Origin of the sequence: Ruminococcus hominis, from assembly GCF_014287355.1 — a bacterium.
Classification (GTDB): domain Bacteria; phylum Bacillota; class Clostridia; order Lachnospirales; family Lachnospiraceae; genus Schaedlerella; species Schaedlerella hominis.
This window is the reverse complement of sequence record NZ_JACOPE010000001.1, coordinates 1,529,222-1,550,520: the sequence shown is the minus strand read 5'-3', so window position 1 is coordinate 1,550,520 and position 21,299 is coordinate 1,529,222. Positions and strand designations below refer to the sequence as shown.

Annotated in this window: 18 protein-coding genes; all 18 read right to left on the bottom strand. The window is 37.1% G+C overall.

Annotation, left to right across the window (positions count from 1 at the left end; all coding sequences use genetic code 11):
* Positions 1-43: 43 nt before the first annotated feature.
* Positions 44-1,729, bottom strand: coding sequence for a putative polysaccharide biosynthesis protein (locus H8S40_RS06855; RefSeq protein WP_186864908.1), 1,686 nt, complete (start codon positions 1,727-1,729; stop codon positions 44-46).
* Between the two features lie 15 nt (positions 1,730-1,744).
* Positions 1,745-2,239, bottom strand: coding sequence for an rRNA maturation RNase YbeY (gene ybeY, locus H8S40_RS06850; protein ID WP_117989005.1), 495 nt, complete (start codon positions 2,237-2,239; stop codon positions 1,745-1,747).
* Positions 2,236-3,234 (bottom strand): PhoH family protein, encoded by a 999-nt coding sequence (locus H8S40_RS06845; RefSeq protein ID WP_186864907.1) that lies wholly within the window; start codon positions 3,232-3,234, stop codon positions 2,236-2,238. Before H8S40_RS06845 ends, ybeY begins: the two co-directional genes overlap by 4 nt.
* Positions 3,231-4,463 (bottom strand): sporulation protein YqfD, encoded by a 1,233-nt coding sequence (locus tag H8S40_RS06840; protein ID WP_186864906.1) that lies wholly within the window; start codon positions 4,461-4,463, stop codon positions 3,231-3,233. Before H8S40_RS06840 ends, H8S40_RS06845 begins: the two co-directional genes overlap by 4 nt.
* 11 nt (positions 4,464-4,474) lie before the next feature.
* Entirely contained in the window at positions 4,475-4,759 is a 285-nt protein-coding gene (locus tag H8S40_RS06835; protein ID WP_022076082.1) for a YabP/YqfC family sporulation protein, read from the bottom strand.
* A gap of 74 nt (positions 4,760-4,833) precedes the next feature.
* Positions 4,834-6,885, bottom strand: coding sequence for a HelD family protein (locus H8S40_RS06830; RefSeq protein WP_186864905.1), 2,052 nt, complete (start codon positions 6,883-6,885; stop codon positions 4,834-4,836).
* A gap of 48 nt (positions 6,886-6,933) precedes the next feature.
* Entirely contained in the window at positions 6,934-7,413 is a 480-nt protein-coding gene (rlmH, locus tag H8S40_RS06825; RefSeq protein WP_022076084.1) for a 23S rRNA (pseudouridine(1915)-N(3))-methyltransferase RlmH, read from the bottom strand.
* 109 nt (positions 7,414-7,522) lie between these two features.
* Positions 7,523-8,911 (bottom strand): NADPH-dependent glutamate synthase, encoded by a 1,389-nt coding sequence (gltA, locus tag H8S40_RS06820; RefSeq protein WP_186864904.1) that lies wholly within the window; start codon positions 8,909-8,911, stop codon positions 7,523-7,525.
* Positions 8,911-9,801, bottom strand: coding sequence for a sulfide/dihydroorotate dehydrogenase-like FAD/NAD-binding protein (locus H8S40_RS06815; protein ID WP_186864903.1), 891 nt, complete (start codon positions 9,799-9,801; stop codon positions 8,911-8,913). The genes gltA and H8S40_RS06815 overlap by 1 nt, the downstream gene beginning before the upstream one ends.
* A 191-nt stretch (positions 9,802-9,992) precedes the next feature.
* Complete coding sequence (locus tag H8S40_RS06810) at positions 9,993-11,174, bottom strand: iron-containing alcohol dehydrogenase (protein ID WP_118723679.1); 1,182 nt, start codon at positions 11,172-11,174, stop codon at positions 9,993-9,995.
* A gap of 268 nt (positions 11,175-11,442) precedes the next feature.
* Positions 11,443-12,762, bottom strand: coding sequence for a chitobiase/beta-hexosaminidase C-terminal domain-containing protein (locus H8S40_RS06805; protein WP_118723680.1), 1,320 nt, complete (start codon positions 12,760-12,762; stop codon positions 11,443-11,445).
* Between the two features lie 12 nt (positions 12,763-12,774).
* Complete coding sequence (gene folD / locus H8S40_RS06800) at positions 12,775-13,611, bottom strand: bifunctional methylenetetrahydrofolate dehydrogenase/methenyltetrahydrofolate cyclohydrolase FolD (RefSeq protein ID WP_022076089.1); 837 nt, start codon at positions 13,609-13,611, stop codon at positions 12,775-12,777.
* A gap of 15 nt (positions 13,612-13,626) precedes the next feature.
* On the bottom strand, positions 13,627-15,297 hold the full coding sequence (locus tag H8S40_RS06795; RefSeq protein ID WP_022076090.1) for a formate--tetrahydrofolate ligase: 1,671 nt from the start codon (positions 15,295-15,297) through the stop codon (positions 13,627-13,629).
* 2 nt (positions 15,298-15,299) lie between these two features.
* Positions 15,300-17,906, bottom strand: a complete 2,607-nt coding sequence (locus tag H8S40_RS06790; RefSeq protein ID WP_186864902.1) for an FtsK/SpoIIIE family DNA translocase — start codon at positions 17,904-17,906, stop codon at positions 15,300-15,302.
* A gap of 44 nt (positions 17,907-17,950) precedes the next feature.
* Positions 17,951-18,667: a ClpP family protease gene (locus H8S40_RS06785; protein ID WP_186864901.1), complete on the bottom strand. Its 717-nt coding sequence runs from the start codon at positions 18,665-18,667 to the stop codon at positions 17,951-17,953.
* Positions 18,668-18,810: 143 nt separating this feature from the next.
* Complete coding sequence (locus tag H8S40_RS06780; RefSeq protein ID WP_118723684.1) at positions 18,811-19,542, bottom strand: YebC/PmpR family DNA-binding transcriptional regulator; 732 nt, start codon at positions 19,540-19,542, stop codon at positions 18,811-18,813.
* 106 nt (positions 19,543-19,648) lie between these two features.
* Complete coding sequence (locus H8S40_RS06775; protein ID WP_022076094.1) at positions 19,649-19,996, bottom strand: type II toxin-antitoxin system PemK/MazF family toxin; 348 nt, start codon at positions 19,994-19,996, stop codon at positions 19,649-19,651.
* 116 nt (positions 19,997-20,112) lie between these two features.
* Positions 20,113-21,279: an alanine racemase gene (alr, locus tag H8S40_RS06770; RefSeq protein WP_186864900.1), complete on the bottom strand. Its 1,167-nt coding sequence runs from the start codon at positions 21,277-21,279 to the stop codon at positions 20,113-20,115.
* Between the last annotated feature and the right edge of the window lie 20 nt (positions 21,280-21,299).

Here is a 21,299-nt window from a genome sequence, read left to right as displayed (position 1 = left end):
TTTATATAGTATTGGCTTCTTTTTATTTCTTATTCAGTTAAATTTATAACATTCTATATTTTGGAAGCAGATGGAATTTTTTACAAATATGTAAAATCTTATCTCCCTGTGGTAATGCCCGGATGTCATCATTTGACAATGTCCCGAGTTTTAATAATGCAAATGCATAAACAATCACTGCAAATAAAATTGCAATACATGTTGCAGCAAAACGCCCTCCAACCAAAAGATCAAAAATGAAATGTACAAGATACGTAACTGCACCCATAATCAATGCTGCAATCAATGGTTTGACAAATGTATTATCAATTTCCTGGCGATAATCACATGCTTTATGAATTGCACGTGCATTGAGCAGGCACATACAAATTGCAAAAACAATATTACTTCCTACTAACGCATAGATATTCCATTTTAATACAACTAACATAATAAATAATGCGATCAAATGTACAACCAATGAAATCCCTGCATTTTTAGCAGGTTCAGATAACTTATCAAGACCTTGTAAAATTGAGTTTGAAACAGTTGACCAGCAATACAAAACAACCGTAATCGAGCCAATAGCGAGCAATGTTGCCGGTGTTTTGCTTGTATCATTATACAAAAGAACCATAAGCGGAGACCCAAGTACAATAAATCCAATAAAACATGGAATTGCAATAATCATTGTAAATCGAATCGATTGACTGATTTTTTCATGAATCTGGTTTTTGTCATGCACTGCAACGGCTGTTGTCATACTCGGAATAATTGAAGCCGCCAATCCATTTGCCATTGCAAGCGGCACATTAATCAATGTATTATACTTTCCAGTATAAATTCCCTGTAAAGCCATATACTCTTTCTCCGTAAATCCTTGTGCTGCCATAACCTTATTGAATATTGTCAGATCTAAAATCTGATTGATATTATAAATTGCGGTACTGAAAACAATCGGTGCAATTGTAATTAACAGGATTTTAATTATACGCTTATAACTTTCTTTTCTACGAGTAGTATCACTTTTTAACTGTCTACGAATATTATTTCGATATAAGAAAATCGCAAAAAGCAAGAATAATAACGCCGCAAATGCACCCACTACTGTTCCAAGAGTTCCACCGGCAGCTCCATATGCCGGACCAAGTAATTCTTCTCCTGATTTTTTACCTGCTGCTGCCCCAACATCAAACAGTACTTTTGCCCCTGCAATACTTACGATTGCATTGATAATCTGCTCAATGATCTGCGAGATCGCAGTTGGGACCATAGTTCCAAGTCCCTGGAAATAGCCTCGAAGAACACCAAGAACAGCAACAATAAAAAGACCTACAGCCAATACTCGAAGTGCATATACACTGAGCGGAGATTCCATCATATGCGTAGAAATTGCCCCTGCTCCAAAAAAGATTAAAAGTGAGATAACCAGTCCTACGACAATTGAAAATGCCAACGCTCCAAGAAACACTCGAAACGCATTTCGTTTCTGATGCATTGCAAGTCTTGCTGAAACTAACTTTGAAACTGCAACAGGAAGACTAAATGTTGAAAGCATCAAGGCCATCGCATAAACCTCAAATGCATAACCGTAGAATCCGTTTCCTTCGTCTCCCAGGATATTTGTCAATGGAATTCTATATACAACTCCGATGATTTTTGTAAGAAACATTGCAATTGCCAATATTGCTCCCTGCATCAAAAAATCATCTTTTTTCTTTGTTTTTTTATTACTTTGTAAATTCGTCATCATCCCCTCCGTCAGTTAGCGTAATATTTGTACTTTTTCCATAATTTCCCGCTGCTTTGCTTCCATTATCATACGTTCTTCCTCTTCCATGTGATCGAACCCAAATAGATGAAGCATACTATGTGCAATAAGAAAAGCAAACTCCCGCTTTGGAGAATGTGCATAAGCTTCTGCCTGTGCAAGAACATGTTCTTTTGAAATCACAATATCTCCAAGCATCAATTCTCCGGTCTCTGGGTTGAATGCATCTTCTTGTTCTTCAATTTCTGAAAAATCACCTGGATTTGCATATTCTAACATTGGAAAAGACAATACATCTGTAGAGCGGTCTACCTGTCTAAATTCCTGATTCATTTCATGAATTGCTTCATCATCTGTCAGTAACAAGTTTACTTCTGCTTCAAACGGACACTGAATATAATCCAATGCTGCTTCTACCACAAGATTTGCAATTGATTCCGTCTCAATCGGAAGTGTAATACTGCTCTCATCTTCTATATATAAACTCATGATTTTCTCCTTTTTGCATTTGTTTTCCCCGAACGAGTACTTTTATTTTCGTATGCTTCATACGCTTTTACAATACGTTGTACAAGTGGATGGCGCACAACATCCTTACTTGTCAAAGTACAAATGCTGATATCTTCAATATCTTTGACTACCTTTACCGCAACATCTAATCCAGACACACTTCCTGCCGGTAAATCCTTCTGCGAAGAATCTCCGGTAATAACAACCTTGGAACCAAACCCGATTCGCGTAAGAAACATCTTCATCTGGGCAGGTGTTGTATTTTGTGCTTCATCCAGAATGATAAACGCATTATCCAAAGTACGTCCTCTCATATATGCGAGAGGGGCCACTTCAATCAATCCCTTTTCCTGATTTTTAATAAAGCTCTCCGCTCCCATAATCTGATATAATGCATCATATAACGGTCGGAGATATGGATCGATCTTGCTCTGCAGATCACCTGGAAGGAATCCAAGCTTTTCTCCTGCTTCAATAGCAGGTCTTGTTAAAATAATTCGACTCACCTCATTATTTTTAAATGCAGTGATTGCCATTGCCATTGCTAAATACGTTTTTCCCGTTCCTGCCGGTCCTAATCCGAAAGTGATCATTCCATTCCGTATCGCATCTACATATTTTTTCTGACCAAGTGTCTTTGGTTTGATTGGTTTTCCTTGTAATGTATGACAAATTAAATCTTTATCTATTTCTACAATTTCTTCTTCCTGGCCCTCAAACACAAGTGAAATTGCATAATTTACATTTTGTTCTGTGATCGTATTTCCTCTGCGGGATAATTCTGTAAGCTGGCTAAGTACACGATATGCTTTCTGCGCCAGTGACTGTTCACCAAGAATTTTAATTATGCCATCTCGTGAGATCAATGTTACATGAAATGTACGTTCTATTTTTTTCGCAAATACATCAAACTGGCCGAACACGTTTTTTTCGTGTTCAGCCGGGATATCAATATTTAATTCCGATAAGCTCATTCCGGTTCGTTCCTTTCAATTTCCATCATTTCTGTCTCGACAGGTTGTGTAATTGTCTGATTTAAATATAATGTTCCATCTGCCGATGCAAAAACGTCATATAAATGTATATTAACACTTTTCCCTGTTATTTGAATACCCTTTTCTTCCAATTTTTGGAGAAATTGTTCAAAATTCAAATTCAATTTTGTTTTTAATTCTTCTTTTGAATAATTTTTGGGTATAAAATGATACCCCTTAGCCTTCGCATATCCATAATAAATCGGCAATTTAAAATTTTCACCAAATTGAATCTGATATTCCACTGATTCCTTTTCAACATTCGAAAAGGAATTTCTCAGGCTTCCAATTTCAATAGACCAGGATTTTATCCTAAAAAAGATAGTAAATCGTTGTTCTTTTTTATTATACTGTTTTTGCTTATACTTCCTTGAAATTTTATCCGTATATACTTTTATTGTATCTGCAAAAATATCCGCATCAGAATGTTCATATTGATAACGGATAATTTCCTGGGAATCATTCTTGATTTCCAATCTTCCAGATACCAGGATATCTCCTTTTTTTACTTGATCTCCGACATGTACAAGGGGGATTCCTTTTCTTGTTATAATTTGTGTTATAACTCCATCACAAGTTGCGATCAAATCTATCCCTTCTGCGTCTTCCAATGAAGGTATGTTATTTCTTCGCATTTCATTTTCTTTGATTTTAATTTGAAGAATACTTCCATCTAGCGAAGTAGACACCCATACAATCTCAGGATATTGTTCACGAAGTACTTTATTTACCTGAAAACAATCTATTTTTTCTTTACGCATTCCAGGATATATAGAAATTGTCTGCAAAAAATCCATTAGTGATTCTGCAGTCAGTTCTTGATTTCCGCTAAAATGCACATCCCATATTCTGGCGGAGCATTCTTTTAACAAACAGATACAAAAAATAATTCCAACAAGAAAGAAAACCCTTACTTTATGAGAATATATAAAGAACGGAAAGCCAAAACGATTTTTTATTTTTACATGTGTATGCGTTTTCCGGGCAATCGGGCGGATTTTTCGAAAATCTTTGATTCTTATTTGTAATTCATAAACATTGTCATGAATGGTTACATTCCATATATATATTTTATGATATGAACATAAATTCAAAAAGCGCTCTGCCGAATCTCCTTCCACGCATAAAATCAAATACCCTTGAAGATATTGGATGATTGAATGTATCAATAGAAAACTCCTTATTTACAAAATTCTATCGAACAAATATCTCCTGTGATTTTCATTTCTAAATTTGTATAATATTCTATTTTTAATTTCTTTCCAACAACACGTATTTGTGTCTGTTTTGTCTGAATACGTATCAGGCAAGAAGTATATTCAAGGATTCCACGATAGTTTTCTATATATAACTTATGATATCCAAGTATATTTATAACCGATGCTCCTAAAATAACCTCATCGGGCATTCCTGTAACAGAAGTAATCTTATTCTTTAACTGATCTTGCTTCTGCTTTGCTCTCATATACACGATCACGTATTCTTTTTTATAAAAAATCTATGAGAGAACTTTCTTTTCTATGAATGAACAAAGATTTTTTATTTATTATTTTCCAAGGTATACATATATAACTCATGTAACGCTCTTGTCGCACAAATATAATCTGCCTGTTTTGACATATTTGTTTCAATATCCGAACGAACAGTGAAAACTTGATCAAACTCTAATCCTTTTGCAAGGTAGTATGTGGTGATCGTCAGCCCTTTCTGAAAAACAGATGTATCTCGATCCATATAAGAGACATTTTCATCTTTTCTTTTTAATAAACTATATAATTCAAAAGCTTCCTTCTCTGTTCTGGCTAAAACCGCTGCTGTTTCATATTTATCCAAATTAATATTTTTCAAAATTTCAGAAATTACTGATTCTACTGATGAAAAAGTTTTTTCTACCACGTCTTTTCCATGACGGTCAAACAATTCCAAATCACAAATACCTGTCAGTCCTGCTGCATACTTTGCAATTTCAACTGTATTTCGATAACTCTTATTCATAACAATTTTCCGAACTTGTTTTCCAAATATTTTCGGCAGGAAAGCAAGAACATCTTGTGTTTGTTCATCCATAGATTGTGCCTTATCTCCAAGTATCGTCATCTTGCAATCAAACATTGTTTGTAAAATTGTATACTGTAAATAAGAATAATCCTGCATTTCATCAATCACCACATGTTTAATACGGTGATGCTGTTTCTTTCCATAGAGTCGATATTTTAAATAGAGCATCGGATATACATCTTCATATTTCAGTATGCGACGTTCATACGACACTTTTGGCAACACTGGAGAATCTATATCTTCTAAAAACCAATTATAAATAATATACAAATCTTTTGTCTGATACATTTTATCAAAAAGTTCATCAAAATAAATGTGTTCATCTTCCTTAAGATCACGTCCCATACTGGTTTCAACCTCATCAATAAAATATTCTTTAATTGCATCCATTCTTACCAAAATCGGAGTGTCTTGAAATTTGAAATAAAATAATTGGATTAAATCTTCTTCTGACTTATGGTATCCACGCCATTCAATATCATGAAAATCAATCAAGCGATCTTCTAATGCAGCAAGAAAACCTTCCATCTGTCCGATAAAATCAAAAGACTGTTTGTATCTGTAACGATGAATCTCACTTGATGGACAATCATGTAACTGCCGTTCCAATTGATGATAGCGATCTTCGCAATCATAGACAAATTCTTTTAATTCTTTGTAAGCAAAAATATCAAAACTCATTTCCTGAATATTCTCTTCACCAAGTTCTGGAAGAATATGTGAAATATAATCAGAAAACACACTATTGGGAGATAAAATTAAAATGTTTGATGATTTTAAATTTTTACGATCATGATATAGCAGATAAGCAATTCTGTGTAAAGCAATAGATGTTTTTCCACTTCCCGCTGCCCCCTGAATAATCAATATTTGATCCTTGGTGTTCCTGATAATCTCATTTTGTTCTTTTTGTATTGTTCTAATAATGCTTTTTAATTGAACATCGCCATTGCTTCCTAATTCTTGTTTTAAAATTTCATCATCTATCAGCATATCACTTTCAAAAGCATATATAATTTTACCTTTTTTTATTTTATATTGTCCTTTTGCTGTAATTTCACCTGTAATTATTCCAGCCGGTGCTTCATAAGAAGCATTGCCTTTATCATAATCATAAAATAAACTGCTTATCGGTGCTCTCCAGTCATAAATAAGAGGCTGCCTTCCAGTGTCTTCTGCAAAATTTGCAATGCCAATATAAAATGATTCGGGTTCTTCGTCTCCATCATACAGAAAATCAACACGTCCGAAAAAAGGTGAATCTAACAAAGACTCAAGTCGATGTTTCATTGACAATGTATTCTGATTTGCATTTACCTGTTGCAGTAATGCCTGTTGGTTATCATAATATTCATAACCATATTCATCCATCTCTGTATAATTATCCCAGAAATATTCTTGCATCTGATCTATCTCTTTTTGTCCGTCCAAAAGAGTTTCATAAAGCTGTGCCAATTTCTGTTTCAATTTTTCTTTGACAGTTTCTAAGAATGCCATGCCTTCTTCCTGTATATCTTGTGTTGCTTCTTGCATGTTTTAAAATCCTCTTCTTTTGCTTATATTTTTTATCTATTAAATGACTTACTTGTGGTATGGTTCGTGATTTATTATTCTATAACTCCGATATATCTGTTCCAGTAAAATTACACGCATCAGTTGGTGTGGAAATGTCATTTTAGAAAAACTCAACGCATAGTTTGAGCGTTTTAACACCTCATTTCCAAGGCCTATTGAACCACCAATAATAAATATGATATGACTGGTCCCTTGAATACCCAGAGTTTCAATTTTATCAGCCAGTTCTTCAGAGGTCAAGAGTTTTCCCTTGATTTCTAAAGTAACAACAAATGCATCTTCTTTCACATATTTTAAGATACGTTCTCCTTCTTTATCACGAATTCCGTCTTCAACAATCTGACTTGCGTTATCAGGAGTTTTTTCATCAGCAACTTCTATGATTTCTAATTTGCAATAACGGCTCAAACGTTTACTATATTCTGAAATTGCATCTTTCAAATACTTTTCTTTTATTTTTCCAACTGTAATCAATGTGATCTTCATATAAATCCCCTAATGTCTAAAAAACGAGGATATAGGAAAAACCTATATCCTCATAATTATTTTATGCATTGCATCTAAAATTATTCAGTGCAAAATTACTCTCTCTAAACTATTTATTGCTAAGATATTCGTCAATACCCTTTGCCGCTGCTTTACCGGCACCCATTGCAAGGATAACTGTAGCTGCACCGGTAACAGCATCTCCACCGGCATATACACCCTCTTTAGATGTTTTTCCAGTTTCTTCTTCTGCTACGATACATTTCCATTTATTAATCTCCAGCCCTTCAGTTGTAGAAGAGATCAATGGGTTTGGTGATGTACCAAGTGACATAATCACTGTATCTACATCAATGTCATATTCAGAACCTGCAACTTCAACAGGACGTCTTCTTCCTGATGCATCCGGCTCTCCAAGTTCCATTTTAACGACTGTCATTCCAGTTACGTTACCATTCTCATCTACTTTGATTTCTTTTGGATTTCTCAGCAAATCAAAAATGATTCCCTCTTCTTTTGCATGATGCACTTCTTCTACTCGTGCTGGAAGTTCTTCTTCACTACGACGATATACAACATGTACTTCTGCACCAAGACGAAGTGCTGTTCTTGCAGCATCCATAGCAACGTTACCACCACCTACAACAGCTACTTTATGTCCGGCTGAAATTGGTGTGTCATAAGAATCGTCAAAAGCTTTCATCAAGTTACTTCTTGTCAAATACTCATTAGCAGAGAATACGCCATTTGCATTTTCACCAGGAATACCCATAAATTTAGGAAGACCTGCACCTGAACCGATAAATACAGATTCAAACCCTTCATCTTCAATCAACATATCAATTGTTGTAGATTTTCCGATTACAACGTTTGTCTCAAATTTAACTCCAAGCTCTTTTACTTTTTCAATCTCTTTTGCTACAACTTTCTGTTTTGGAAGACGGAATTCTGGAATTCCATATACCAATACTCCACCGAGTTCATGAAGTGCTTCAAATACAGTTACATCGTAACCAAGTTTTGCAAGGTCGCCGGCACATGTAAGTCCTGAAGGACCTGAACCGATAACAGCAACTTTATGTCCGTTCTTTTCTTCTGCTCCAACTGGTTTAATATCATGCTCCAAAGCATAATCTGCAACAAATCTCTCCAGTTTACCGATAGAAATCGGCTCACCTTTGATGCCACGGATACATTTTCCTTCACACTGTGATTCCTGTGGACATACACGTCCGCAAATAGCAGGTAATGCTGAAGACTGTCCGATAATCTTATAAGCCTCTTCGATATTACCTTCTTTTACTTCATGAATAAATCCTGGAATATTGATAGATACAGGACATCCCTGAATACATTTTGCATTTTTACAGTTAATGCAACGAGTAGCTTCTTCCATTGCCTCTTCTTTATTGTATCCAAGACATACTTCTTCAAAATTAGTTGCACGTACTTTTGGATCCTGTTCTCTTACAGGAACTTTCTTTAATACATCTGCCATTAGTTGTCACCTCCGCAATTTCCGCAGCCACCGTGATGTGTATCACCTTCCTGCAGTTTCAGAATCGCACGACCCTCTTCTGTCTTATACATCCGACTTCTCTTCATTGCCTGATCGAAATCTACAAGATGTCCATCAAACTCTGGTCCATCTACACATGCGAATTTAATTTCATCACCGACCTGCAGACGGCAAGCTCCACACATTCCTGTACCATCAACCATGATCGGGTTCATGCTGACAATTGTAGGAATCTCTAATTTTTTAGTTAACAGACAAACAAATTTCATCATAATCATTGGTCCGATTGCGACACATGAATCATATGTTTTTCCTTCTTTGCTAACCAAGTCTTCTAAGGTAGCTGTAACCATTCCGGAACGTCCGTAAGAGCCATCGTCTGTTGTTACATATAAATTACCAGCAACTGCTTCCAGTTCCTTTTCAAGAATTACCATATCTTTTGTCTTTGCACCAAGGATAACATCTGCTTCAATTCCATGAGCATGTAACCATTTTACCTGTGGATAAACAGGTGCGGCACCAACACCTCCAGCTACAAAAACGATTTTTTTCTTCTTTAATTCTTCGAGATCTTCATGAACAAATTCTGATGGACATCCAAGTGGTCCGACAAAGTCACGGAAACTGTCTCCTTCTTTCAGATCAGCCATCCTTATCGTAGATGCTCCAACTTCCTGAAATACAATTGTGATTGTTCCGGCTTCACGATCATAATCGCAAATAGTAAGTGGAATTCTCTCTCCTTTGTCATCCATCTTTACGATAACAAACTGTCCCGGCTGACAGTGACTTGCAACACGTGGTGCATGTACATCCATCAAAAAAATCTTATCGGCCAGTTTTTCTGCTTTTAAAATTTTATACATGATCTTCCTCCTTTTATTTAGGTTTCTCTTATTCCTCTTTCATTTCTAACTCAATACCTAGTTCGGAAATAAAAAACGCCCTTTAATTATAATACGCTATATGATTCAGCTTGGCAAGTGAAGATTTTAACGATACAACAAAAAATGGGGCCGATGCTCTACTGACACCCGCCCCTTTTTTGCAAATTAAATTAGAAATCTACTTCTGTACCATAGTATGTGCATGTTAACAGTTTTTCCATGTTTGCAGGATCGATTGCACGTGGGTTAGAGCCTGTACATGCATCACCAACTGCAAGCTCTGCAATCTTGGCAACTTTTTCTTTGAATTCGTCTTCGTTGATTCCAAATTCTTTCAATGTCTTTGGAATATTCAATTTTACATTGAATTCATCGATTTTGTTGCAAAGGCTATTGATCAATGCCTGCTCTGAAACACCTTCCAGTCCCATTCTACGTGCGATTTCAGCATAACGTGAAGCTGCTACAGGATCTTTTGCATTGTATTTGATAACGTATGGCAGATAAATAGCATTTGCACAACCATGTGGAATATGACCTGTTGAGAATGCTGCTCCTGTTTTGTGTGCCATAGAATGTACGATACCAAGCAATGCATTTGAGAATGCCATACCGGCAAGACACTGTGCATAGTGCATCTGCTCTCTTGCTACCATATTGCAGTTGTATGATGCTGGAAGATATTCCAGAACCATCTCAATTGCCTGCAGTGCAAGAGGATCTGTGAATGGGCAATTCAATGTTGATACATATGCTTCAATAGCGTGTGTTAAAGCATCCATACCTGTGTATGCAACCTGTTTTACAGGAAGTCCTGCAACAAGATCTGGATCTACGATTGCAACATCTGGAGTGATATTAAAGTCAGCAAGCGGATATTTTACACCTGTCTGATAGTTTGTGATTACTGAAAATGCTGTTACCTCTGTTGCAGTTCCAGATGTAGATGGAATTGCACAGAATTTTGCTTTCTGTCTTAATTCTGGAAAACTAAATGGTGTAATCAAATCTTCAAAAGTAATTTCTGGATATTCATAAAATGCCCACATTGCCTTTGCTGCATCGATTGGTGATCCTCCACCCATTGCAACAATCCAGTCTGGCTGGAATGCACGCATTACTTCAGCACCTTTCATAACAGTCTCTACAGATGGATCTGGCTCAACGCCTTCGAATAATTCTACTTCCATTCCTGCCTCTTTTAAGTAGTTCACTGCTCTGTCAAGAAAGCCCTGACGTTTCATAGAGCCACCACCTACAACGAGGATTGCTTTTGTTCCTTTCAAATTTTTCAGTTCTTCCAAACATCCTTTTCCATGATAAATGTCTCTTGGTAATGTAAATCGACTCATTATACTACATCTCCTTCAATGTGTTATTTTTTTAACATGTTTATATTATAGCACTGTTAATCTTTTCACACAAGGCAATCTGGAAAATTAGGTGAAGAATTATCACCAAAATTTTTTCTTTATTTTTGGTAATAAATACACTGGATTTTTTCAAAATTGCCGTTCTAAAAATCAGACTTCAAATGCATGCTATTTTTACTGTTTTTAATCTCATAAACAAAAAAGAAATCTGAAGAATTCTTTTTTATCCAACAGATTTCTTTTTATATTATTGTAAATTCAATACATAATTTCTTTTTGTGACCTGTGTTGTTTTTCCATTCTTGTTGACAAGAATCGCGGAAAAAATAGTCTGTCCCTCCGGCATGTCAATTGGACCGGTGTATTGCGTTGATGCTGTTGTTGGTGTTGTATTATCCATTGTATAATATGCTGTATATCCTTCCGGAACTGTAATACTGATCTGCGTTGCAGAAGTATATTGCCCGGTAGATGGTGTAACAGCTGGTGCATCTTCAATTGGAATCTCAACCTGATATGTTTTGGTTGCAACCAAACTAGGAATTCCCTTTTTATTTACACAAATTGCTTTTATAACAACCGTACCATCTTCAATCAGAATCGGCTCAGTATATAACGTACTGTCAGTTGTCGGTTCATTCCCGTCTGTTGTATAATAAATTTTCCCATTTCCAGACAAGGAAACCTGTTGCACTTCTGTATATGTTCCTTCTTCCAGACTAAATTCCGGCATGTCAGAAACATAATCACTCATCTCTTTTAATACATTTTTGCTACTGCCGTCCAAAGTACCTGAAATTTTATCTGCCTGATCCGTCTTGATATAAAATTGTGCAAGAGCCTCATACAAATCTGCATTTTCCGGCTGTGAATCAATCGCATTTAAGAACATGTTTTCTGCTTTATCCAATTCATCCTGGGCAATATATACTTTTGATAGTCCTACATATGCTGTCGCACGCGTATTGTCTTTTGCAATTGCAAGATTGTAATAGCGAATGGCTTTACTATATTCACTAGACTGATAAGCTTTCTCTGCTTTGTTTAAAGTTCCCGAATAAGAATTCTGATAAAGAAGGATCCCACTAATTCCAACTGCAACTAAAATAACCATAACAACAATCATCGTATTTCGACGTTTCTTTTTTGCCTGCTGCATCCGCAATGCTTTTTGACGCCGTCGTTCATCCGCTGTTCTATAATCCGTCTGTTGTGCCCTTGTATCACGTCTTGTTGGTCTGATCCTCTCTTCTCCAACTGTATCTCTCCCGCGATAATTGCTTTTTTGAGATGTCCGCATCTGATTTGAACGGATACGGTCTAACTCTCCCTGACTCAATACACGCGTTGAATTCTGTGGTTGTTGTCTTGAACGATTTCTTTGCTGCTGTACCTGACCACTGCTATTAGGCAACGGGCGTGTCACATCCTCTACAGAACCTTTTACTTCACGAGTAAGTACATCATCTAAAGGATTATAGTCCGGAACCATCTGAACTTCTGTGCCACAGTCAGGACATATAAGCATTCCCGCTGGAATATCTGCACCACAATTTGCACATTTCATAAATGGTTCCTCCTATTTTCTTACTGTTTCTACACAGTTGTTCATTAGCATTGCAATCGTCATCGGTCCTACGCCTCCTGGAACCGGGGTAATTGCAGATGTATGCTCTGCTACTTCGTCAAATGCAACATCTCCGCAAAGCTTATTATTCTCATCACGATGCATGCCCACATCGATAACAACTGCACCCTCTTTTACATAGTCTGCTGTTATAAATTGCTTTCTGCCAATTGCAACAATCAAAATATCCGCTCTCTTTGTAATATCTTTTAAATTATTTGTATGTGAATGCGTAACTGTAACTGTTCCATTTTCTCTTAAAAGTAATGCAGCCATCGGTTTTCCTACGATATTGCTACGTCCGACAATCACACATTCTTTTCCATCTATTGTAATCCCGGAACGTTTTAATAACTGAATAATACCTGCCGGAGTACAAGATAAAAATCCTTTCTCTCCAATCCACAGACGTCCTACGCTGACTGGATGAAATCCGTCTACATCCTTATCCGGAGAAATAGCACGTATGATCTTATCTTCGTCAATATGGGCCGGAAGCGGCAACTGAACCAGTATTCCATTTACATGTTCTTCTTTATTCAAACGATCAATTAGAAGCAATAACTCCTCTTCTGTTGTCTCTTCTGCCAGTTCATAGCTTTCTGATTCGATACCAATATAAGCACAGGCTTTCTTTTTATTATTTACATAAACTGAAGATGCCGGATCGTTTCCCACTTGAACAACAGCAAGACACACTTCTTTTCCATTCGCCTTTAATACGGCTACTTCTTCTTTTAATTCATCCTTAATTTCTTTTGAAATCTTTTTTCCATCGATTAACTGCATTGTTTTTGTTTCTCCTTAAAACAGTCCTGTAATTTTTCCATCTTCAGACACATCGATATTGTTGGCAGCTGGCACTTTTGGAAGTCCAGGCATAGTCATAACCGAACCTGTCAGTGCAACAACAAATCCTGCTCCTGCATCAACATAAACCTCACGAATATGAATATCAAAGTTTTCTGGTCTTCCCAGCTTCTTTGCATCATCTGAGAATGAATATTGATTTTTCGCCATACATATTGGAAATTCGCCAAATCCCATTGCTTCTATTTTTGTAATCTGCTTTTGTGCTGCCGGCTCATAAACCACACCATCTGCACCATAAATCTCTTTTGAAATTTTCTCGATTTTTTCTTTCAAAGACAATTCGTCTTCATAAAGCGTATGGAAGTGGCTTTCTTTATTTTCCAATGTATTCAATACCTTTTCTGCAAGTGCAATTCCGCCTTCTCCGCCCTTTTCCCATACTTCTGAAAGTGCGAATTCACAGCCTCTTTCTTCGCAGAACTGACGAATATATTCATTTTCAGCATCTGTATCTGTTATAAATGAATTCAGTGTAACTATTACAGGTACTCCGAATTTCTGTATATTTTCAATATGTTTCTCTAAATTCACGATTCCTTTTTTCAGTGCATCCAGATTCTCTTCTGCCAAATCAGCTTTGGCAACTCCACCATTATACTTCAATGCTCGTACTGTTGCAACTAAAACAACAGCATCTGGTTTTAAACCCGCTTTTCTGCATTTGATATCCATGAATTTTTCAGCACCGAGATCTGCACCGAATCCAGCTTCTGTGATTGCAATATCTGCCATTTTTAAAGCCATCTTTGTTGCACGCACACTATTGCAGCCATGTGCGATATTAGCAAATGGACCTCCATGGACTAAGGCCGGAGTGTGTTCTAATGTCTGAATCAAGTTTGGCTTGATCGCATCTTTGAGTAACGCAGTCATTGCGCCTGTCGCCTGTAAATCATCTGCAGTAACAGGATCCCCGTTAAAATTATATGCAACGATGATTCTTCCAAGTCTGCGTTTTAAATCCTGCAAATCATCAGCGAGGCAAAGGATTGCCATAATTTCAGAAGCTACTGTAATAACAAAATGATCTTCACGAACCATTCCGTCCATCTTGTTCCCAAGACCTACAACAATATTACGCAACACTCTGTCATTCATATCAACACAACGTTTCCATACAACCTGTCGTGGATCAATCTGAAGAGCATTTCCCTGCTGGATGTGATTATCTAACATTGCAGCAAGCAGATTATTAGCAGATGTAATTGCATGGAAATCTCCTGTGAAATGTAGGTTCAAATCTTCCATCGGAACAACCTGTGCATAACCGCCACCTGCAGCTCCTCCTTTAATTCCGAAACAAGGTCCAAGAGATGGTTCGCGAAGTGCAATGATTGCTTTTTTATCTAACTTGGCAAATGCCTGTCCTAATCCAACAGATGTTGTTGTTTTTCCCTCTCCTGCAGGAGTTGGATTGATTGCTGTTACCAATACCAGTTTTCCATCCGGATTATCTTTAATCTTATCCCAGAAATCTTCTGAAAGCTTTGCTTTATATTTTCCGTAAAATTCTAAATCATCCTCTGTAATACCTGCGTTTGCTGCCACCTCTTTAATTGGCAGCATCTGTGCCTCCTGTGCAATTTGAATATCTGTTTTCATTGCTAATCCTCCTTCTTACCTGTTCCTAAATACTCTTCAAATTCTTCTTTGGTCATCAATACCTTCCTCGGTTTTGTACCTTCTTCGGGTCCTACCACCTGTGCTTCTGCAAGCTGATCCATAATTCTTGCGGCTCGATTAAATCCTATTTTGAACATTCTCTGTAGCATTCCGATCGATGCCTTTTCTTTTTCTATAATGAAGAAGCCTGCATCCGCAAAATAATGATCCCGATTATCTTCCGTTTCTGAGGAATTTCCGGAAAAAACTGCACTACCGGAAAGTTCCACGGAATTATCATTACTTAGATGTTCTTCTAAGTCACTACTATAATTTGCCCCGCCATTCTGATTGATCAGGTAATCTACAACCTGCTGAACTTCTTTATCAGAAACAAAGGAACCTTGTACACGTACTGGTTTTGGATAACCAGTCGGATAAAAGAGCATATCTCCTTTTCCAAGAAGCTTTTCTGCTCCATTCATGTCTATAATCGTTCGAGAATCTACACCCGAAGATACCGCAAATGCAATACGTGATGGCATATTGGCTTTAATCAATCCTGTGATAACATTTACAGATGGTCTTTGTGTTGCCAGAATTAAATGTATACCAGCAGCACGTGCCAGCTGAGCCAAACGACAAATTGCACCCTCTACATCTTTTGGAGCTACCATCATCAAATCTGCCAGCTCGTCGACAATAATCACAATCTGAGCCATTTTTTTCGGATTATTTTCAGCCGGCTCGAGATTTGAAACTTTTTCATTAAATCCTTTCAAATCACGTACGTTATATTCTGCAAACAGTTGATATCGTTTCATCATCTCTGCAACTGCCCAGTTCAAAGCCCCAGCCGCTTTACGAGGATCTGTCACTACCGGAATAAGCAAATGTGGAATTCCATTATAAACATTTAATTCTACAACCTTTGGATCAACCATGATCAATTTGACATCTTCCGGGTCTGCTTTGTAAATAAGACTCATAATAATTGTATTGATACACACGGATTTTCCAGACCCCGTTGCACCTGCCACAAGTAAATGAGGCATTTTTGCAATATCAGCTACAATTACTTTTCCTGCAATATCTTTACCTACAGCAAATGCAAGTTTTGCTTTACTTTTCTGAAATTCAGGTGCTTCTAAAAGATCTCGGAGCATTACTGCTGTATTTTCTTCATTAGGTACTTCAATCCCGACTGCTGCTTTTCCAGGAATCGGAGCTTCAATTCGAAGATCTGACACTGCCAGATTTAGTTTAATGTCGTCTGCAAGCCCTACAATTTTGCTAACTTTAACGCCTTGTTCTGGTTGAAGCTCATATCTTGTCACAGCCGGACCACAACTGGCATTTGTCACATGAACCTTCACTCCAAAATTCAAAAGCGTCTGCTCTAACTTCATTGCAGTGGCACGCAAATGTGCATTCGAATCGCCTCCGGATGCTTTTCCCTTTTTTAATAAATCTAATGGTGGAGTAAGATACTTCTTAGCAGGTGCTGTATTCTGTGCCTGAACGGCTGCTTCCACAGATTCTGTTTCTTTTGTTACCGCCGCCTTTTCTTCCGGTGATGAGTGTTTCCGTGTCTGTTTTGTTGTTGTTTCAGTCATGTCTGTCTCTTCTGGTTCTTCCGATACAGACACAGATTCTATCGGTGCAATTGCTTCTTCGACAGCCATCGTTTCTGTCTCTGGAACAGGTTCGCTCATATCTGGCACATCTACATCATCAAATGGAGATTCTATTGTAAGCTCCGGCATCTCATCCAATGGTTTGATACTCATATCTTCTACTGGTTCTTCCGGGATTAATTCCTTAAGTTCCGGTGACTTTCCACGTATAGGTGTTTCCAACAATGTTGTAGCAAACGAAACACCTGATACTTTTTTGTTGCGTTTTTGTGTCGGTTTCGATACAGTGCTTTGCTGTTCTTTTGCTTGTTCTTCTAATCTTGCCGTCTTTTCTTTCTTTTGTGCTGCTCTTTTCTGTGCTGACTTTATAGCTGTTGTTTCTTTTAATTTCTTAGCATCCTCATATACTACTTTACTCTTTCGCCCCAGTGGCTTAAGTAATGATTTTTCTGTAATTAAGATAACACATACGATTGCCAGAACTATCACAACGACATAAGTTCCTGCTTTCCCGATAAGCGGACACAATAATTTCATTAAAAATCCGCCAAACAGGCCACCCGCTGTTCGGTTTACACTTGACTGGTGATAATATGTCATAAGCCCTGCTGTTGCGTCATATGGATTCATAATAAGTTCAAGCAATGTTGCAAGCAATACAACAAGTACAAATAATGCAATACTTTTTATGTACGCGTGGCTGTTTCCTCTGTTTGAAATTAGAAAAGCGACCACGCTAAATATAAGCACAGGGATTAAATATGCAATCCAGCCAAATAAGCCAAACAACACAGATGATACAGCTTCTCCGACCATACCTCCAATGCCGAAGTTGCTGATCAATAGTAAAATACATACAGCAAGTACGCATAAAATACATATTTCATCGCGAATTGCAGCATTCTCCTGCTGCTGTTTTTTAGTTGGTTTTTTGGTTGTTGTCTTTCGTTTCTTGGTTGACTTTGCAGCCATGATACATCCCCCTTGGTGTTAAACATACTCAATATAGTATAACATTATTTTTTTTGTTCTTCAATCATTTCGTGTAGTTTATTCAATGCCTGACTGATTCCGCCAACCTCATTGATCATTCCTTCTTTCACCGCATCAATGCCTTCCAGCATAGTTCCAACATCTTTTACAAGTTGAGTTGGATCAAGCATTAGTTCTTCCAGTCTTGCCTGACTTATATTTGAATGTTTTGAAATAAAGCTGGTTATACGGTCTTGTGTACGTTCCATATTTCGATAGCTTTGATAGACCCCGATAAACATTCCATTGGAACGGACCGGATGTACAATCATTGTTCCACTTGGTACAATAAATGAATAATCTGCTGAAACTGCAAGCGGTCCTCCTATTGAATGACTTCCTCCAAGCACCAGAGATACCGAAGGTTTACTAAGAGATGCAATCATTTCTGCGATTGCAAGTCCAGCTTCAACATCACCCCCTAATGTATTTAACAAAATAAGAACCCCCTCTGTTTCTTCATCATCCTCCACTTGTGCCAGTTTGGGAATAATGTGTTCATATTTCGTAGATTTTGTATTTCCGGATAATGCCTCATGCCCTTCAATTTCTCCAATAATTGCAATCATCTGGATTTTGTGATGATGTTTATCATTTTCTAAACATAGTGTTCCGGTTTCCTTTATTTCTTCACGGATTTCTTCCCGTTCTTCCCTGCTTTCTTTATTTTCTTTAGATGTATTTTTTAAAGATTTATCCATTATCCCAAATTCCTCCTTACATTTTCTATATAGTATGGAGTGAATTTTTTAAAATATACCTATTCTTATTATTCAGATATCATTTTTAATATATGACAAGCAAAAAGGATACTATATCCTTCGATACAGTATCCTCATTCATATTACTCGTCCCAGTTGTGATATACATCCTGTACATCGTCATCTTCTTCAAGAAGATCTAATGTCTTTTGAATATTTTTAAGGTCTTCCTCTTCCGTCAGCTCAACATATGTCTGCGGAATCATTGTCACTTCAGCATTCACCATAGCAATTCCTGCTTCTTCTAATTTCAGACGAACATCACTGAAATCTTCAGGAGTTGTAAGAATTTCATAGCTATCATCATTATCCACGAAATCTTCTGCTCCTGAATCAAGTGCAAGCATCATCAATTCATCTGCATCCATATCGCATTCTTCTTTATCAACAATGATCTGTCCTTTTTCGTCAAACATGAAAGACACACATCCAGGTGTTCCTACGTTACCACTGCCCTTTGTAAATGCATTTCTGACATTAGAAGCTGTTCTGTTCTTATTATCTGTCAGTGTTCTGACAATAATTGCTGTTCCGTTCGGTCCATATCCTTCATATGTAATATGTTCATAATTATCGCCTGAACCTTCACCAGCTGCTTTTTTAATATTTCTTTCAATCGTATCATTCGGCATGTTATTTGATTTTGCCTTAGCGATCACATCACGAAGTCTACTGTTACTAGTCGGGTCAGGTCCGCCACCTTCCTTAACGGCTACAGCAAGTTCACGACCAATCTTAGTAAAGATTTTTCCTTTTGCTGCATCATTTTTTTCTTTTTTGTGTTTAATATTCGCAAATTTAGAATGTCCTGACATTTCTCATTCTCCTCTTCTTTTTTCTTTTCCGGTGTGACAAATTGCTTAGGCAACATGACACATTATCTTGTTTATACTACCACTATTTGGTTTATCTGTAAAGTGTTTATGTATCCAGACCAAGACTGATTTGAATTGCATGGTTAACCTTTCCCATCATTCTACTGTCTACATGGCATACATATTCCCGAAGTCGTTGCTTATCTATTGTTCGAATCTGTTCCAGCAATATAACAGAATCTTTTACTAAATGGTATCTTCCTGAACTAATTTCAATATGCGTCGGTAATTTTGCTTTATTCATACGTGATGTAATAGCAGCACAGATTATAGTCGGACTGTGACGATTTCCAACATCATTTTGAATGATCAGGACCGGGCGTACGCCACCTTGTTCCGAACCGATAATCGGACTTAGGTCTGCATAGTAAATATCTCCACGCTTTACAACCAAATTTTCCACACTCCGATTCTCATCATATTTTAATATTAGTATGTCCGCTTTTTTTATAGTTATTCTAAAAGCAGGAACGAGAATTCTTTGTGTAATTGTATTCACTTTAAGTTTTGCTATGCAAAATAATCAATCTGTTCTACTATTTTCCCATCCTGAATATAAACTCTTGGGATTCGTTTTCCAAGGCAGCATATAAATTCATAGTTAAATCTTCCGCTAAGCTCTGCCAACTCGTCTATTGTTATAGTTTCTGTCTGATCTTTCCCTACCAGCACAACTTCATCCATAAATTTTGCTTCCGGGATATCAGTAACATCTACTAAAAACTGATCCATACAAACTCTTCCCAGAATACGAGCACGTTTTCCATGAATCAAAACAGATCCTTTGTTTGAAAGAGAACGTGGATATCCATCTCCATATCCGACAGGTATTGTAGCTATTCGCATTGCTTTTGGTGCCACAAATGTACCTCCGTAACTGATTGAAGTACCAGCTTCTACATTTTTCACAAAAGAAATATGACTGATTAATTCTAATGCCGGTTTTAATGAAATTGCATTTTTATTTACCTCATCAGACGGATACATTCCATATAAAGAGATTCCTGCTCTTGCCAGATTATGCTTCATATTGGGAAAATCTATAATTCCAGCACTATTATCGCAATCAATATATGGAATTTCCAGATTTTTCTCTTCCAGTGCCTGTTTCATCCAAACAAATTTCTCATGCTGTTGATATGTATAGCTTTTATCTTTTTCATCTGCCTTCGCAAAATGCGTGAACATTCCTTCAATTTTTATATTTGGTAATTTACTTATCTGTTCAACAATATCTGCCGTTTCATCCGATACTGCAAAACCAATACGTCCCATTCCTGTATCGATTTTAATATGCAAATATGCCGTTTTATTTAATTTAACAGCCTGTTTTGATATTTCTATTGCCATTTCTTCTGTATATGTAGCAGGACGTACTTCGTAACGGATCATATCCTCATACTGATCTGGAAATACACATCCCAATACAAGAATTGGCTTACAAATTCCAGCCTTACGCAAGAGAGCAGCTTCATCAAGACTAGCTGTCGCATAACCCCATACATAATCTACTGATTCGAACATTCTGGCAATCGGAATCGCACCATGTCCATATCCATCTGTTTTAATAACCGCAACCAACTTTGCTCCTGTTCCGATTCGCTCCTTCATTTGTTCCATGTTATATGCAATTGCATCCAGATCAATTTTTGCATACACACGTGTATATTGTTTCATGTTCTATTCCTCCATATCAA

What these genes read in the sequence shown, in the direction of transcription:
- H8S40_RS06815 (WP_186864903.1), bottom strand. Translation starts at nt 9,801, where the DNA reads ATGTATAAAATTTTAAAAGCAGAAAAACTGGCCGATAAGATTTTTTTG.
- H8S40_RS06795 (WP_022076090.1), bottom strand. Translation starts at nt 15,297, where the DNA reads ATGAAAACAGATATTCAAATTGCACAGGAGGCACAGATGCTGCCAATT.
- H8S40_RS06845 (WP_186864907.1), bottom strand. Translation starts at nt 3,234, where the DNA reads ATGAGCTTATCGGAATTAAATATTGATATCCCGGCTGAACACGAAAAA.
- H8S40_RS06835 (WP_022076082.1), bottom strand. Translation starts at nt 4,759, where the DNA reads ATGAGAGCAAAGCAGAAGCAAGATCAGTTAAAGAATAAGATTACTTCT.
- H8S40_RS06855 (WP_186864908.1), bottom strand. Translation starts at nt 1,729, where the DNA reads ATGACGAATTTACAAAGTAATAAAAAAACAAAGAAAAAAGATGATTTT.
- H8S40_RS06830 (WP_186864905.1), bottom strand. Translation starts at nt 6,885, where the DNA reads ATGCAAGAAGCAACACAAGATATACAGGAAGAAGGCATGGCATTCTTA.
- H8S40_RS06785 (WP_186864901.1), bottom strand. Translation starts at nt 18,667, where the DNA reads ATGGATAAATCTTTAAAAAATACATCTAAAGAAAATAAAGAAAGCAGG.
- ybeY (WP_117989005.1), bottom strand. Translation starts at nt 2,239, where the DNA reads ATGAGTTTATATATAGAAGATGAGAGCAGTATTACACTTCCGATTGAG.
- H8S40_RS06790 (WP_186864902.1), bottom strand. Translation starts at nt 17,906, where the DNA reads ATGGCTGCAAAGTCAACCAAGAAACGAAAGACAACAACCAAAAAACCA.
- gltA (WP_186864904.1), bottom strand. Translation starts at nt 8,911, where the DNA reads ATGGCAGATGTATTAAAGAAAGTTCCTGTAAGAGAACAGGATCCAAAA.
- alr (WP_186864900.1), bottom strand. Translation starts at nt 21,279, where the DNA reads ATGAAACAATATACACGTGTGTATGCAAAAATTGATCTGGATGCAATT.
- folD (WP_022076089.1), bottom strand. Translation starts at nt 13,611, where the DNA reads ATGCAGTTAATCGATGGAAAAAAGATTTCAAAAGAAATTAAGGATGAA.
- H8S40_RS06780 (WP_118723684.1), bottom strand. Translation starts at nt 19,542, where the DNA reads ATGTCAGGACATTCTAAATTTGCGAATATTAAACACAAAAAAGAAAAA.
- H8S40_RS06810 (WP_118723679.1), bottom strand. Translation starts at nt 11,174, where the DNA reads ATGAGTCGATTTACATTACCAAGAGACATTTATCATGGAAAAGGATGT.
- rlmH (WP_022076084.1), bottom strand. Translation starts at nt 7,413, where the DNA reads ATGAAGATCACATTGATTACAGTTGGAAAAATAAAAGAAAAGTATTTG.
- H8S40_RS06805 (WP_118723680.1), bottom strand. Translation starts at nt 12,762, where the DNA reads ATGAAATGTGCAAATTGTGGTGCAGATATTCCAGCGGGAATGCTTATA.